The 14668-nt window shown below is 61.7% G+C and carries 10 protein-coding genes; 3 read left to right on the forward strand and 7 right to left on the reverse strand.

Annotated features, from left to right (window positions below):
• The 3 genes from AAFH49_RS21345 to AAFH49_RS21350 form a co-directional block, all read left to right on the forward strand.
• On the forward strand, positions 1 to 957 hold a 957-nt coding region (locus AAFH49_RS21345), incomplete at its 5' end, for a T9SS type A sorting domain-containing protein (protein ID WP_342301398.1).
• Positions 958 to 1420: 463 nt separating this feature from the next.
• Complete coding sequence (locus AAFH49_RS22225; protein WP_425293351.1) at positions 1421 to 1597, forward strand: transposase; 177 nt, start codon at positions 1421 to 1423, stop codon at positions 1595 to 1597.
• Positions 1558 to 2196, forward strand: coding sequence for a transposase (locus AAFH49_RS21350; RefSeq protein ID WP_342301400.1), 639 nt, complete (start codon positions 1558 to 1560; stop codon positions 2194 to 2196). The genes AAFH49_RS22225 and AAFH49_RS21350 overlap by 40 nt, the downstream gene beginning before the upstream one ends.
• A gap of 54 nt (positions 2197 to 2250) precedes the next feature.
• Here the strand turns inward: AAFH49_RS21350 and AAFH49_RS21355 are convergent, their stop codons facing one another.
• From AAFH49_RS21355 to AAFH49_RS21385, 7 genes are all read right to left on the reverse strand, one after another.
• The gene (locus tag AAFH49_RS21355) at positions 2251 to 2916 is read right to left on the reverse strand and encodes an NUMOD4 domain-containing protein (protein ID WP_342301402.1); all 666 of its coding nucleotides are present in this window, start codon (positions 2914 to 2916) and stop codon (positions 2251 to 2253) included.
• 360 nt (positions 2917 to 3276) lie between these two features.
• Positions 3277 to 6888 carry a nidogen-like domain-containing protein gene (locus AAFH49_RS21360; RefSeq protein WP_342301404.1) on the reverse strand — a complete coding sequence of 1204 codons (3612 nt, stop codon included), beginning with the start codon at positions 6886 to 6888 and terminating at the stop codon, positions 3277 to 3279.
• A gap of 182 nt (positions 6889 to 7070) precedes the next feature.
• Positions 7071 to 8315 (reverse strand): ice-binding family protein, encoded by a 1245-nt coding sequence (locus AAFH49_RS21365; RefSeq protein ID WP_342301406.1) that lies wholly within the window; start codon positions 8313 to 8315, stop codon positions 7071 to 7073.
• 122 nt (positions 8316 to 8437) lie between these two features.
• Positions 8438 to 9895: an NHL repeat-containing protein gene (locus AAFH49_RS21370; protein ID WP_342301408.1), complete on the reverse strand. Its 1458-nt coding sequence runs from the start codon at positions 9893 to 9895 to the stop codon at positions 8438 to 8440.
• Positions 9896 to 9991: 96 nt separating this feature from the next.
• Positions 9992 to 10432 carry a response regulator gene (locus AAFH49_RS21375; RefSeq protein WP_342301410.1) on the reverse strand — a complete coding sequence of 147 codons (441 nt, stop codon included), beginning with the start codon at positions 10430 to 10432 and terminating at the stop codon, positions 9992 to 9994.
• A gap of 10 nt (positions 10433 to 10442) precedes the next feature.
• The gene (locus tag AAFH49_RS21380) at positions 10443 to 12989 is read right to left on the reverse strand and encodes a PAS domain-containing sensor histidine kinase (protein WP_342301412.1); all 2547 of its coding nucleotides are present in this window, start codon (positions 12987 to 12989) and stop codon (positions 10443 to 10445) included.
• 874 nt (positions 12990 to 13863) lie between these two features.
• A partial coding sequence (locus tag AAFH49_RS21385; protein ID WP_342301413.1) for a T9SS type A sorting domain-containing protein occupies positions 13864 to 14668 on the reverse strand: 805 nt, incomplete at its 5' end.

Consider the following 14668-nt stretch of genomic DNA (forward strand, 5'->3'; position numbering starts at 1 on the left):
AGCCAGGACAGCGTGGCCTTGCGCTCGGCGGGCCTCACGGCGGCAACGCGCTTCTCGCGCCTCGTGGTGTCGGATGGCTCCACACCGGCCAGTGGCACTACTACCACGGCCTATTCGGCCACGCGCGGCCAGGCGTTCGCACCGAATGCGGACGGCAGCGGCTGGCCCTCGGCCGCTCCTTCGGCCGGCCCGGGCTCCGCGCCCCGGCGCAGCCATTATGAGCAGTTTGCGGTGACGGCCGCGGCCGCTACGCGCATCGACTCCCTGCTGTTCACCGCCGCGGCTACCAGCTCGCCCGGCGGCCGGGTGGCGGTGATGTACTCGCTCAGCAACTTCACGGCCGACTCGTCCACCTTCACCGGGGGCAAGGGGCCGGCCTACGCGGGCTACACCTCGGGCACCCTGGTGGTGCCCGCCTCCAGTGGCGGCGTGCTACCTGCCACGGCCGACGGCTCGTTTCCGGCCACCGGCACTACCAGCACGGCGGCGGCCATCGTGCCGCAGTTTGTGAGCGCCAATGGCAACAACGGCACCTTCCGCTTCGCCCTCAACAACGCTACCGGCGTGGTGCTGCCGGCCGGCGGCACGCTCACCGTGCGTCTGTATTTCACCGTCAACAACTCGGCCGCCGGCCGCTACATTCTGCTGCGCGACGTGACCCTGAAGGGCCAGGCCGGCACGGCTACCGCCGCCGCCGCCGCCGCCGCCCGCCCGCAAACCAACCTCGTGGCCTACCCCAATCCGGTGGCCGATAACCTGACGATTCAGCACCCGGCCGCGCCGGCTGGTGGCCGCGTGACGCTGTACTCGATTACCGGCCAGCAGGTGGCTACGATGGCGGCGCAGCCCGGCACGGCTCGCACGGCCTTGGCTTTAGGCCAGCTGGCCAGCGGCATCTACCTGGCCGAATACACGGATGGCCAGCAGCGCATCACGACGAAAGTGGTGAAGCAGTAGTGGCTGCTAGCAGTCGGTCAGTTAAACCAGAAGGTCATGCTTCGACTGCGCGGATGCCGCGCGGTAAGCATAACCTTCTGGTTTATTCTGTCTCCTCCCAATGCAAAAACGCATGCTCACCAGCGGCCTGTTTCTGCAATGCAGCGGCTGGTTGCTGCGGGTGCAAAGCTGCCGCTCTACACTGGCCTGATACCGGATTTGCAACCCAGCAATATACCGTAAACCCAGCCCCGGGCGGCCGACGGCTTACCCTGCACCATCAATGTGGTAATGCCTGCGCTATGGTTTTTCGGCGCTTGCGCACTTGGCTGCCACGGCTCCGACATCAACAAAAAAGCAGGGCAAGACAACCGAGCACCTGCTAAGCTGGCTAGTCCCCAGTAAATGATTTGATTAACAGCCCTTCGTTGAGACAAAGGAGTACGAAGCAGTTTAAGTTATCGGGGCTTTTCAGCTTTGTTTTATGCAAGCGAATCGATGTAGTTCGGAATTAACCGAGCGACAATGGCAGCGGTTGGCACCGCTGCTGGTCGTGCGGCGCACGAGCAAGTGGCCGTTGCAGGCGGTGGTCAACGGCATTTTCTACGTGCTCAAGAACGGGTGCGTCTGTCGCGATGTCCCCGCCGACTTGCTGCCCTGACCCACGGTGTACTCCTTTTCACGAAGTGGACGGCCGACGGCACTTGGGCGCGGGTCAGCGGCGGCTTAACTATCGAGGCCCACGAGCGCGAAAAAAAAAGCGCGCAGCCCACGGTGGCCATCCTCGACAGCCAAAGTGTGAAAAACACGACCCCCAGCACAGCCCGCGTGGGCGACGACGCGGGCAAGCACATCAAGGGCCGCAAGCGGTTTTTTCTGGTGGACACGACCGTCCACCTGCTGGTCGGTTGGGTAGTGGTGGCGGCCTGTCATGCCGGAGCTACCACCGCCCGCCTGTGGGATGTGCTGCCGGCCGGCAATGAGTTGCTGGACCGATTGCAGACCGTGTTCGTGGATGGCGGCTTCGACCACCGCTTCCGCCTGCACCTGGCCCGGCATGGCGTACCGGCCCAAGTGCCCAGCGACATAGTGGCCGACAACGGCCGCTTTTTCATCCACGCCAACGCTGGGTCGTCGAGTGCAGCATCCGCCTGGGCCGCGGCCAATCGCCGCCTGGCCAAAGACTACGAGCGCAAAACCACCCATGCCAATGCGTGGCTGTATCTGGCTAATATCCGACGATTGTCCAAGCGAACTTAAACAGCTTCTAAAGAAGTCCTACTTAAAATTGAGCCGTGGCTTCGGGCTGGGACCCTAGGCATGGCGGCGGGTATGGTAGTTGACTATCTGGGAGATGGCTGGGCGGCTCACGCCAAACCGATTGGCGAGTGCCTGGCACGTTGTTCCCTGGGCCGCCAATAGCCGCACCTCCACGACCTGGACGGTGGTGAGCCGGCTGTTGCCGTGGCGCTCGCCGCGCAGGTGCAGACGTGGGGCCACGTCCGCGTCCTCCACCTCGCACGGGTCTACCCATTGTAGGTTCTCGGCGTGCAGGTTCAGGGGGTTGCCATCGCGGGGCAGCACGAAGGTGAAACGCACCTGGGCCGGAGGCGGCAAAAAGTGCTGGGCCACGAGGCGATTGATGCCCACCCGCATAATGCCCAATTCGTTGCTCAGAGCTACTGCGGGGTACCGCCGGGGTGCCAACACGCGCAATAGACGCGTTCGGGCCGCTTGTTTGTAGCGGGTGCTGACCACCTTGCCGTGGGATGATACCAGGTAGCGGCCATCGAACCCAGCCACGGGCACCCATTGCTCGCCCGTGGGCACGGGCACCAGGGTATGGGCAGGCAGGCAGTGCCCGTTGTCTAGCTCTGCCGAGCCGTCGGGCCAGACCTCTACCACGATGGCGTGTGCGGGGGCGAAACTGGGGTGCACGACCGTATCACCGGTGCGCACCAAATCGTGAGGAGTAAACATGATACGGCGATGGTGTTGACTTAGCTCCGGCCATCCAATATGATGAGCATAGTCCTGCAACGAGAACGCGCTGGCAAAGGGCGATATCCGGTGAACATACTTGGCGTGGGGACGCAAAGAACTTCGGCAAATACGTCAGCGGACATCAGGCAAACCATTCGCATTTGTCAATGCCCTTCGTGCGGTCAGTAAGATTCTCATAGCTTGCCTAAGCATCCCCCAAACGTGCTGATATCCCAACAAAGCCCCACCAGAATCTGGTGAGGCTTTGTCAATGAACACCTGGACGGATGCTGGATTACCTGGCCAGTAATCTGCCGGGATATTAGCGTCTGGTCATAATCCGGGTCTTGCCTTGCCTTATTTGACGATGGTTAGCCGTTGAACTAAGGTCTGGCCGGCGCTTTCGTATCGACAGAGGTAAATGCCAGTGGGCAGCCCTTCCGCGTTTAGCGGGAGTGAATAGTCATGGTCGGCTTCCGCCACTCCATCGAAGAGGGTGGTTACAACCCGTCCCTGGCCATCGTAGAGGCGAACCTGGGTCGGGGCCGTCTCCACCTGGCGGAAACGAATGGTTGTGCTGGTGCTGAGCGGATTGGGATATGCTTCCAGAACCGGGGCCTGCAACAAGTCAGCGGGGCGGGCGTCAGGGGCATTAGAGCCAGCATTTCGGTTCAATGGCCCTACGCAGGCACCAAGCTTATCGCCGGGGTGTCCGTTGAGGTGGGCGGGCACGGCACTGGCGGCGATGCAGATTTCGTTGCCGTTGTGGCACACGATAACCTTTTCGTTTTTATTGCCGCAGCGCACGTCCAGCACGTTCACGGTGATGGTGCTCGTAGCCGCTGTGCAGCCATTGGCATCCGTGGCGGTGAGGGTGTAAGTCGTTGTTGCGGTGGGGCTGGCGGTAACGGTGCTGCCCGTGGTACGGCTCAGCCCCGTGGCCGGGGCCCAGGTGTAGGAATACCCGCCCACGCCCCCGGTAGCGGCGGCCTGAAGCGTCAGGCTCTGGGTGCCATAGCCGCGGTAGATGGTGCGCGACTGAGCCCCGCCGAAAGTGGTGAGCGGGCTGGCGCTGGCCGTAGCCACAATGGCCGGGGCCTGCGTGAGCGTAATGGTGCGAAGCACCTGGGTGCCGTTGGCGTCGGTGATGGTAACGGTGTAGGTGCCAGCGGCCAGTGCTTTCACCGTGGCCATCGTCTGGCCGTTGCTCCACAGGTAGCGGTATGGCTGGCAGCCGCCACTCACGCTGACCGTGGCAGTGCCGGTGCGGCCCCCAAAGCAGCTCACGTTGTAACCGGTGGAGGAGTCGTCATGGCTGCCGCAGCTGCCGTGGTCGTCATCATCTCCACCCTGCCCGAAGGTGGGGCTGCTGACACTGGCAAGCATCGGCCAGCCCAGCACCGTTACCCGGAACGACCGGATGGTGCGGTTGCCCGCGAGGTCGGTAGCCGTCAGGACAACCGTCGTCACGCCCACCGGGAAGACTGAACCGCTCTGATGCGAGGAGGTCAGGGTGGCGCTACAGTTGTCGGCAATCAGCGGATTGGTCCAGCGCACAATGGCCGAGCAATTGTTGATTATCGCCATAGTGGAGATGCTAGCCGGCAGCTTGGTCATGGTTGGGGCAATGGTGTCGGCCACAGTTACCACCACGGAGCTGCTGGCCACATTCCCGTGCGTATCGGTGACGGTTACATTCACGTTGTTCGCACCCAGATTGGCGCAGCCAAAAGAGGTAGTACCCACCGAAACGGAGGCCACACCGCAGGCATCCGAGGAACCATTGTTCACCTGCGCGGCGGTCAGGCTGGCCTGGCCAGCGGCATTGAGGTAAACCGTAACAGGGCGCGTGCGCACCGTGGGCGCTACACCATCTACCACGGTGGCCGTGGCGGTGGCCGTGTTTACGTTGCCATTCATGTCAGTCACGGTCAGCGTCACGGGATTGGGGCCAATGTTCGAGCAAGTGAATGCACTAGGCGAAACTTCCACTGAAGCAATGCCGCAGGCATCGGATGAGCCATTATTTACTTGGGCAGCCGTGATGCTGGCGTTGCCAGTAGCATCGAGCTGCACGGTCACGTTCTGGGCCACGGCGGTGGGAGCCGTTGCGTCGGTCACCGTCACGGTCTGAGTAGCAGTGGCCACGTTGCCGGAGGCATCGGTCGCCGTCCAGGTTACGGTAGTCAGGCCTTTGGGAAAAATGGCCGGGGCGTTGTTGGTGACCACGGCACCGGCGCAATTATCGCCGGCAACGGCACTGCCCAACGCGACCCCCGATGCCGAGCACTGGCCTGAGTCGGTGGTGGCGGCTACAGCCGCCGGGGCGGCGATGGTGGGTAGTTGGGTATCCACCACGGTTACAGTGGCGGGCATGGAGGAGCTATGGCCGGCGGCATCGGTCGCCGTCAGGGTCACCGTGTTCGGGCCCAGATTGGCGCAGTCGAAAGCCGTGCGGTCGAGGGCCAGGGCGAAGGTGCAGTTGTCGGTGCTGCCGTTGTCCACGTCGGCGGGTGCCAGGGTCACGGTGCCGGCGGCGTTCAGCGGCAGCGTAATGTTCCGGGTCAGGACCGTCGGGGCCACATCGTCTTGCTGGCTCAGGGTGTAGGTAGCCGTGGCCGAGCAATTGTTGGCATCGGTGGCGGTCACGGAGTATGTACCTGCGGGCACGCCCGCCAGGTCCTGGGTGGTGGCGCCGTTGCTCCAGAGGTAGGTAATCGGGGTCACGCCGTTGCTCACCATCAGGTCCAGCGCGCCGTCGCTGCCGCCGGGGCAGGCTATGGGGGTGGGCGAAGCGGTTAGTTGTAGGTTGCAGCAGCTGGCTACTACCACGTTCAGCGTCACGGTGGTCACGCCGGTGGGGCTGCCGTTGTCGGTGGCCGTGAGCACCAGCGGGTGAGAGCCCGCGTTGCAGGCACTGCCCGTTATCACAATGTGCGCGCTGGCCGTGGTGCCGTTGGTAGTGGTCACGGTGGTGTTGCACAGGCCGCCCGTGTTCACGGCCACGGTCACGGTCTGGTTCACTTCCGGGCCCAGAAACTGGGGGTCCAGCGTCACGGTCTGGCCACAGGCCACGTTCACGGTGTTGTTGAGCGGCAGGTTGTTGGCCGAGGGCGGGACATTGCCCTCATTGCTCACGTTGACCCCAAAGCATTGGCCGTCGAGGTAGTTCACCCCGTCGTACGCGCCGCCGGGTCCATCGTAATCCGAGTTGTTGAGGTTGAAGCGCCCCACCTGAATATAGTCCACGTTGTTGCCGTTGTTGGCCCCTACCGTAGACGGTACCCCCAAAAATCCGCTGGCCCCACCCGATGCCGAGCCGGTAGTCCACTGCATGTCGTCGTAGCGCAGGCTTACGTTCTGGCCCGGCCCGAGCAACACGTCGGTGTCAGAGCCGATGATGGCCTGGAACGTATTCAGCTTGTCGGCCATGTTGCCGTAGTAGCCCACGTTGTCCCAAGTCACAATCAGGTTGGTGGCGCTGAGCTTGTAGTGAATCTGCCCGCTGGCGGGGTTGCGCGTATCCACGTCGGCCCAAAAAGGTGCTACCATAGGCACCACCGACGGAAAACCCGACGACGAAAACCGGCTATAAGGCCCCGCAAACGTCAGGTTGCCGTTCGTATTAATCCACGCCTGGTTGTAGACGGTGCCGTACAAGTGAAAGTCGAAGGGCAGCGCAATGGGACCAAAGGACCCGTCGTCGTTGCGGGGCAGCGTAGTGTACGAATCGTCAAAAGGAATGAAGCAGCCGGCGCTGGTCCGGTTTGCCTGGCTCCTGGGCTTGCCGGTTGCCGGGGTGGCCTTGGTTGCGCCGGTTCCGCGGTGGCCGGCCGTCGCGGTCGCAACCTTGGCGGCGTCATACCCTGGGGTACCAGAAGGGTCCGAGACCGTTTGGCCTGCACCGGTCAGCGCGCCGAAAAGCAGCAGCACCAATAGCGCTGCAACGTGTAGTACGGTTTTTTTCATGGGCACCAGAAGCAATGATGGGGTTGGGAATTCTGAATCTTGATATTGCTGGCAATGCCCGCTCAAAGTAGCTTGTCAGCTAACTGACCCGCAAAACCCGGCTGGGATAAGGCCACGCCCGGTCTGGCCGGGTGTTGCGGCCGGCTTTTGGCAGCCGCAACACCCGGCCAGACCGGGCGGAACTACTCGCGTACCAGCCGGATGGTCCGGCGCACGGCACCTTGCTGCACCTGCACCAGGTAGATGCCCGGAAGCAAGCCATTGGCTTCGGCCAGCGGGAGTGAGTTGCTGCCGGCTACCAGCAGGAGCTGATGCTCGGCTACTTTATGCCCCAAGGCATCCGTCAGGCGCAGGGTGACTGGGCCTTCCTGTGCACCGTCGATGCGCAGGCTGCACGGCGACTGCGAGGGCGATGGATAGGCTTGCACCCGCAGCCCCAGGCCCGCTACCGGGGCAGTGGCCAGGGTGCGCACCGGCGAATAATGCCGGGAGCTATCCGCATCCACCTGCGCCAGTCGGTAGTAGATGACCGCCGCCGGGGAATGGTTCAGGCGTGCATCGGCCCAGGTATAGGCCTGCGCCATGCTGGTGCTGCCGTGGCCGCGTACTTTCCCAATCGTGCTGTACCGGGAGCCATCGGTGCTGCTCTGGACCGCGAAATAGGCGTTATTCAGTTCCGATGCGGTGGTCCAGCGCAGGAGGGCATTGTCGTCCCGGCGCTCGGCCGTGAAGCTTGTGAGCTGCACCGGCAGGGGCGTGGCCACCGAAGAAGTGGTGACGATGTTGTTGGTTAGCGTAATGGCGCCTGCTCGGGTGAGGCCCCGGCCCTGGAGCGTGGCATTGGTCAGTAAGTTGATGCCGCCATTGCCAAGAATAATGCCTTTGAAGGCCGCATTAGCCCCGATATCAACTTGCCCGTTCACCACCCAATAAACGTTTTCCCACGCCGTGGAATTGATGAGTCGCACGTTGGAGGCGGCCGCAACGGAAAGCGGGCCATCAATTTTAATGATAAATACGGCGTTGGGGTTACCCTCTCCGTCCAGGTTCATATTGCCTGCTAGGGCAGTGGCGGCACCGATGCGGTAGGTTCCAGCGGTAAGCACCTGGCCGCTGCCTAAGGGGGTCGTGAGCACGTTCCCGGAAGCAAAGTCTGCCAAATAAGCGTAAGCGCCGTCTACATCTTTGGCAGCATCCTCAGAAATCAGGTCTACGACGTGGCTGGTGCCCGTCAGGACTCCGGGCGGAAAGCCGGTCAGTGTTCCGGCGTTGGTGCCAATATCCCCCGTAACCGCGGTTGTGCCCGTGCTACCAAAATTGCCAATGGCCGTGAATAAGGCAAAAGAGCCGGCCGCCCCCAAAGCAACAGTTTGCCCAAAGCTGTCCTGAGCACCGGCCAGCAGGCCGATTGAAACCAGAGCAGACATTATTAATTTTTTCATGTTGATTCAAATTTTAACAGCCTAATGTGTTGGCTCATAGCAAGGCCCTCAGATGGCAAATGCCCTCCGCAAAACCTTAGTATCCGTTGTGTAATGGTATTATTGGCTTAGGGCTGCGGCACGGAGGCCCGCCCCACGCAGACCTGCGCGGCTGGGGTGCCCGACTGGAGCTGCGTAGCGCCAAACGTGGCCGCCGAGCTAAAATCCCCGCCCACGAACACCTCGCCGCCCGGGGCCAGGGCCAGGGCCTGCGTCTGGTCGGCGGCCGCCCCGCCACCGGCGGCCAGGCCCAGCCAGGCGCCCTGGCGGTCGAGGTAACCCACAAACACGTCCTGCTGGCCCCGGCTGGTGAGCTCAAAGGTCCCACCCTGAATGGTGCGGCTGAAGGTGCCGGCCACGTAGAGCTTGCCCATTTTATCCAGGGCGATGCCCGCAATGCTCTCCAGGTAGTCGCTGGCCAGCACGGCCACCCACTGCCACTGGCCCGCGTCGTCGAGGCGGGCCACAAAGCCGTCGTCGCTGGAGTTGCTGGCGATTTTGGTTTCGCCAAACTGCGCATTGCCCGAGAACGAGCCCGTAACGAAAACCCCACCGGCGGGGTCGGCGGCAATGCCTTTGCCGTAGGCCGTGTTGGTGCCGGTGGCCGCCGTGGCCCACAGCCACTGCCCGCGGCGGCTGAGCTTGCCCACGAAGGCATCGTCCATGCCCTGACCGGTGAGCACGGAAGCCCCAAACCGGGCGCTGTTGCTAAAGTAGCCAGTCGCGTAGATATCGCCGGCCGCGTTGATTGCCAGGGCGCTGGTTTCGTCATTTTCGGGGCTCCCGGCCCCAATGGCCCATTGCCAGGTGCCGTTGGGCGTGAGCGCGGCCACGAAGGCATCTTCTCCGCCGTGGCTCACCAGCCGGTGGGAGCCGAATGCAGCCGTTTTGGCAAACTGGCCGCCCACCACCACTTCGCCGGTGGCGCTGGTGGCCAGGGCGCAGGCGCGGTCCAGGCCGCTGCCGCCCACCGCCGTGGCCCACTGCCAGGTGCCCTGCGGGCTAATCTGGGCTACAAACACATCCATACTGCCCTGGCTGGTGAGCGCCACCGTGCCCAGGTGCACCTGGTCGCTAAAGCTGCCGCTGATGAAGATGCGGCCGGCGGCATCAATGGCCACGCCAGCGGCATTGTCGCTGCCAGTTCCGCCCACGGCCACAGCCCAGTCCCAGGTGCCGGCCGGGGAGAGCTTGGCCACGAAAACATCGCTCCGCCCCTGGCTCACCAGCGTGGTGTTGCCAAACTGGATGCTTTCCGTAAAAAATCCTACTTGATACGAATTGCCCTCGGCATCCACCGCTAGGCTTTTGAGCTGGCCAATGCCGCTGCCCGTCGACTGCGCCGCCCACTGCCACTTGGGGCTCTGGGCCTGGCTGGGCCGCGCTACCAGCAGTGAGCAAAGCACTACCGCCAGTCCGGCCCCTTTTAGCAAGCTAAACCTCCATTTTTTGGCTAATTTGGCACTTACTGCGTCGTAATGCCGGGGGGTAGCGGCATGAGCGGGGAAAGTAAAGTATGGTTTCATAGGGAACGGAGTTAGGTGGAGACAAAATTATTTGTTCCCCTCCCCGCTATCCCGCAAAAGTTCTACCCGAAATGCGGTAGCTCCCCCACCCCAACGCTATGCGCCACCCCTGCCAATAGGCGTGATGATTTTACGCGCCGCCGCCGGCACCGCTCTGTTTCGTTCCTGCACGGCCGCCCGGATGGCGTCCTCGTCGAGCGGCTTGTGGATGACGCCCTGCACCAGCGCGTGGCCCCGGGCCTTCTCCGTATCGACCAGGGCCAGCGAGGAGGTGAGCAGATAAATCCGGCACCAGCCTTTCAGGGGGGCGGCGTGTGGAGTCAGCGCTTCCAGAAATCCCCACCCGTCCATCACGGGCATGTTCAGGTCGAGGAAGATGAACTCGGGTGGGTCAGAAACTATGCGGGGCAGCAGATACGCCAGGGCTTCTTCGGCTCCCATAAATGGGATAATCGGGGCCAGGAAGCCTTCCAGGCGTAGCGTTTGCTCGGCTACGAACAGGCTGACGGCATCGTCGTCGATGAGGTAGGTGAGCATATGAGCAGAATTAGCGCTTATCCAGATAAATGGTGAAGCGGGTCCCGAAGTTTACTTCGCTGGTTACCTCAATCTTGCCGCCCATGGCCTCGACGTGGGTTTTGACGAGGAACAGGCCGATGCCCCGGCCCTGCTGGTTGGTGTGGAAGCGCTTGTAGAGTTGAAAAACGTCGGAGCCGGCCTTGAACATGTCGAACCCGGAGCCGTTGTCGGTGAAGGTGATGGTGGCCCCGCCGTGCGCCCCGGTGCTGCACACAATCTCGACCTGCAAGGGGCGTTGCTCGGACCGGTACTTGATGGAGTTGGACAGCAGGTTGTAGAAAATGCTGTAGAGGTAGGCCCGGTTGCCCCGGGTGATGAGCTGTTCTTCGATATCCAGCGCTACCTGGCCGCCGCACGCGCGCAAGGCATCTTCCAGGTCGCGCACGGCTTGCTGGCAAACGTCCTTCATCACCAGGGGCTCCAGCGCCAGCATATCCTTCTTGTCCCGGATGGAGAGCACCAGGTTCAGGTCTTTGAGCACATCGTCGGCCTGCACCATGCTGTGTTGCAGGTTGGTCAGGGTCGTAGCAAACACGTCCGTGTTTTTGTCCACCTTCAGCAGCACCTTGGCCAGCCCCAGGGCGTTGGCCAGGGGTGCCCGCAGGTTGTGCGAAATGACGTAGGTGAACTGCTGCAGGTCGCGGTTGTGGCGGTACAAATCCTGGGTCATGGCGGCTTGGCTGGCTTCCACTTCCTTGCGGTAGGTGATGTTTTGCTGGATGGCCACGTACTGGGTAATTTCCCCCGCTTCGTTGTGAATGGGCGTGATGTCCATGGCAAACCACAGCTTCTTGCCCGACTTCTTATAGTTAAGAATAGTGGCCGAGAATGGCGCGGGCTGCTGCATGCGCTCCCGGATGAAGCTCACCGTGGTGGGGTCGGTTTCGGGCCCCTGCAGCACCGCGCCGGGCGTGCGCCCCACCAGCTCTTGCCAGCTGTAGCCCGTGTGCTTCATGAATGCCTCGTTGACCCACTCAGTACGCCCCTGCGCATCGGTGATGACCACGCCATTATCGGTGCCACGGGCCACCAGGGCCAGTAGCTTGAGTTGTTTTTCGTCTTCCACTCGTTTGGTAATGTCGGTAAAGAGCACCGACAAGCCATCGGCAAAGGGATATGCTTTCAGTTCCAGCCACAGCTGCTCTCGCTCAAAATAGGCTTCAAACCGCACGGTTTCACCCGTGTCGATGGCGCGTTGGAAGTGTTGGTAATAAACACCGCCCGCTTCTTCGGAGAAAAAACGCCAGAAATTGATACCGAGCCCCCCCTCTCGGCTTATTCCCAGCAGCTGCTCGGCCTGGCTATTGATATAGGTCAGCTTCCAGTCTTTATCGAGCGAGATAAAGGCGTCGTTGATGCTTTCCAACAAGGTGTTGAGCTGTGCGGCCTGGTGCTTGATGAGGCGCTGGGCAGTGGCCATTTCGGTGATGTCGCGCACGGTGCCGTGCACACTGATAAGCTCGCCGTTGACCACCAACGGAGTCTTGGTCACCTTCAGCGTTTTTTCCGCTTCGCCCTCAATCTGCACCCGCGTTTCGAATGCCACTTTGGCCCCCCCGGCAGCTTCAAGATGCGCCTGCTCGAACAGCGGGCGGACCTCTTCGGGCAGCAAGCCGGCCAGCGGCAGGTTAATAACGTCCTTCTTGGCCTTTTTCAGAAAAGTGAGCAAGGCGGGGTTGGCATCAAGAATCCGGCCGTCGGGCGTCAGAAACACCGTCAGGGCCGAATCGTTATCAAACAAGGCCCGAAAGCGCTGCTCGCTTTCGGCCTGCGCCAAGCTGCTGAGCTTGCGCTCCGTGATGTCGCGCGAGTTGACGATATAGCTTTGGTTGCCGTCCTGCACGAGGGCACTCACCGACGTTTCCAGCCACCGCCACTCGCCACTGGCGGCACGGAAGCGGAAGTCGGGAATTGCAACAACGTCCTGAGTGGCCAGCAGCGCGAAGCAGGCCAGCCCCATCGCCAGGTCGTCGGGGTGAAAAAAGTCGAACCCTGAACGGCCCACCATTTCCTCGGGCCGGTAGCCCAGGATGCGCTGGGTAGCGCCGCCCACATACGTGTACACCCCCTGCTCGTCGACAATCCCCACCATGTCGAAACCGTTTTCGATGATGGCCCGGTGCTGCAGTTGCTGCTCGCGGGCTTGCTGAGCGGCCTGGCGCTGCTGGGTGATGTCGCGCCCTACGCAAATCAGCAGCTCGTCGGTGGCCGCCCGCAGCGCCGACCAGGCGATGTGGACTTCTTGGCCGTTTTTGCTCAGGCAGCGGCTTTCGAACCCCACCGGGTCGGCATGACCAAAGGCGACCAGGAATTTTTCCAGGGCGGTGGCAACGTCATCGGGATGGATAATCTCGGAGAGGTGCTTGCCTATCATTTCGTTCGTGTCGTATCCCAGGGCCCGGTGACAGGCGTCGCTCACCTGCCGAAACTGGCCGTCGGGGCTCAGCGCACAAATCATGTCCGGGGAAGAGCTCACCATGGTTTTCAATATTCTGAAGTCTTTTGGGGTGCTCATCGGAGTTGGTTGAGGAATTCATCGTGCGGGGCCACTACTCCTAACGGGAACGGTCCATTTCGGCAAGGTAACGGCGCGGGCACCGCTTCCTTGCATTAAGCGCAACACAAATGAAAGCCTACCCAAGCCGAAGGCGTTCAACTATTCAGCTGTTAATCACTAATTTTTCACTGGCCGGTACTGGCTTGGAAGCAGCGCGCAAGCCCCCCCGCCTCTACTGACTCGCATAAACTATAAACTGTGGCCGGACGCTCACGCCGCGCCGTTCTCCAGCCAGTACCGGTACGGTCATTGTTCGGGGCGCATTGTTGGAACTCATTGTTGGGACTAATTAGCAACTGGCAAAACGGAATGGCCGGCCGTGGGCCGATAGCAGGGCTGTTACAAAATTCCGTCCTTGCGTGCTCACTTTCCGGCAAAAAGCCTACCCTAGATGCGGGTGCTGTCCTACCAGCTCCTTCCTGCTGCTCCATGGGGTATTTTCGAAAAGGATTCTTATTTTGAGAAAGGTACCCCTTTCGTACTTCCCCCCCATCCCGTTGTCCAAGCTGCGCCCTGAAGGCAGGTTTCAAGGCGGTCGGTCATAGGGCCGGGATTAGCCGGTTACGGCTTCCTGTTTTTTTGCAGGTTCTCCTATAAGGCATCGGCGACATCCTGAGCGACAAGCAATTCTGCCCCTCACCGTCCGAACGCACGTCAAGCACGTCTACCGCAAAATGCTCGTCAACTCTCGAACCCAACTCCTCTCCCAGCACCTAATTGGTGTAGTCCCAATAAAGTCATTTCAACGGTGCAGCCAGTGGCCGAAATAACCAAAAAAGGGCTGGCCACTGGCCAGCCCCTTTCAAGCGGAATGTGGACATGCACCACCTTCTTAGTTAACCACCAGGCGCTGGCTCAAAGCACCACAGTGTAAGATGTAAAGGCCGGCGGGCAGGCCTTGTAATGATATTGAAGTATCGGCATCGGCAAGCGGCTGGGTGCGCACCAGGCGGCCCGTCGCATCAAAAAGCTGCATAGGAGCCGTGGGTACTGTCCCCAGAATGCGAACCGACACGTTGCCGTGGGCGGGATTGGGGTAGGCCTGCAGCTGTGGGGCGACGTCCGCCTGGCCCAGCAGCACCGAGCGCACGGGCGAGTAAGAGGCCTGGCCGTTGGTGTCTACCTGGCGCAGGCGGTAATACAGAAGGTTAGCGACAAAAGGCAGCCTGGCATCGCGAAAGCCGTAGGTGTGCGCGGTGCTGCTGGAGCCCGCTCCGGTCACGGTGCCCAAGGTCGTGAAGGTTGTTCCGTCCAGGCTGCGCTCCACGTCGAAGTGGTCGTTGTGCAGTTCCTGGGCGGTGGTCCAGGCCAGCTGCACGGCCGTCGTGCCTTCGGCTTTGGCCGTGAAGGCGCTCAGCTCAACGGGCAGCGGGGTGGAGCCAACTAGGGCAGCTCCGAAAATGGTGGACTGCGCCGGGCCTTTGTAGTTCTCGGCGTTGTTGATGAAGGTGGTCGAGTTCAGGTTCGTGCTGTTGTAGTCGAACACGTAGGCGTAGTAGGTCGTGTTGGCCGCCAAGCCGGTGATGGTGGCCGTAGGTGCGCCACCCGAGAATACGACGTAGTATTTGTTGCCCTGCGTGTCCTGCAGCGTGCTTTGGCCGACACCTTGGTAAGCGCCGTTGCCGGCATTGTAGTCC

Origin of the sequence: Hymenobacter segetis, from assembly GCF_038448715.1 — a bacterium.
In the GTDB taxonomy this organism is placed as follows: Bacteria; Bacteroidota; Bacteroidia; order Cytophagales; family Hymenobacteraceae; genus Hymenobacter; species Hymenobacter segetis.

Excerpts from the sequence above, each read along its gene's own strand:
- AAFH49_RS22225 (WP_425293351.1), top strand. The coding sequence starts at position 1,421 with ATGCAAGCGAATCGATGTAGTTCGGAATTAACCGAGCGACAATGGCAG.
- AAFH49_RS21355 (WP_342301402.1), bottom strand. The coding sequence starts at position 2,916 with ATGTTTACTCCTCACGATTTGGTGCGCACCGGTGATACGGTCGTGCAC.
- AAFH49_RS21360 (WP_342301404.1), bottom strand. The coding sequence starts at position 6,888 with ATGAAAAAAACCGTACTACACGTTGCAGCGCTATTGGTGCTGCTGCTT.
- AAFH49_RS21365 (WP_342301406.1), bottom strand. The coding sequence starts at position 8,315 with ATGTCTGCTCTGGTTTCAATCGGCCTGCTGGCCGGTGCTCAGGACAGC.
- AAFH49_RS21370 (WP_342301408.1), bottom strand. The coding sequence starts at position 9,895 with ATGAAACCATACTTTACTTTCCCCGCTCATGCCGCTACCCCCCGGCAT.
- AAFH49_RS21375 (WP_342301410.1), bottom strand. The coding sequence starts at position 10,432 with ATGCTCACCTACCTCATCGACGACGATGCCGTCAGCCTGTTCGTAGCC.
- AAFH49_RS21380 (WP_342301412.1), bottom strand. The coding sequence starts at position 12,989 with ATGAGCACCCCAAAAGACTTCAGAATATTGAAAACCATGGTGAGCTCT.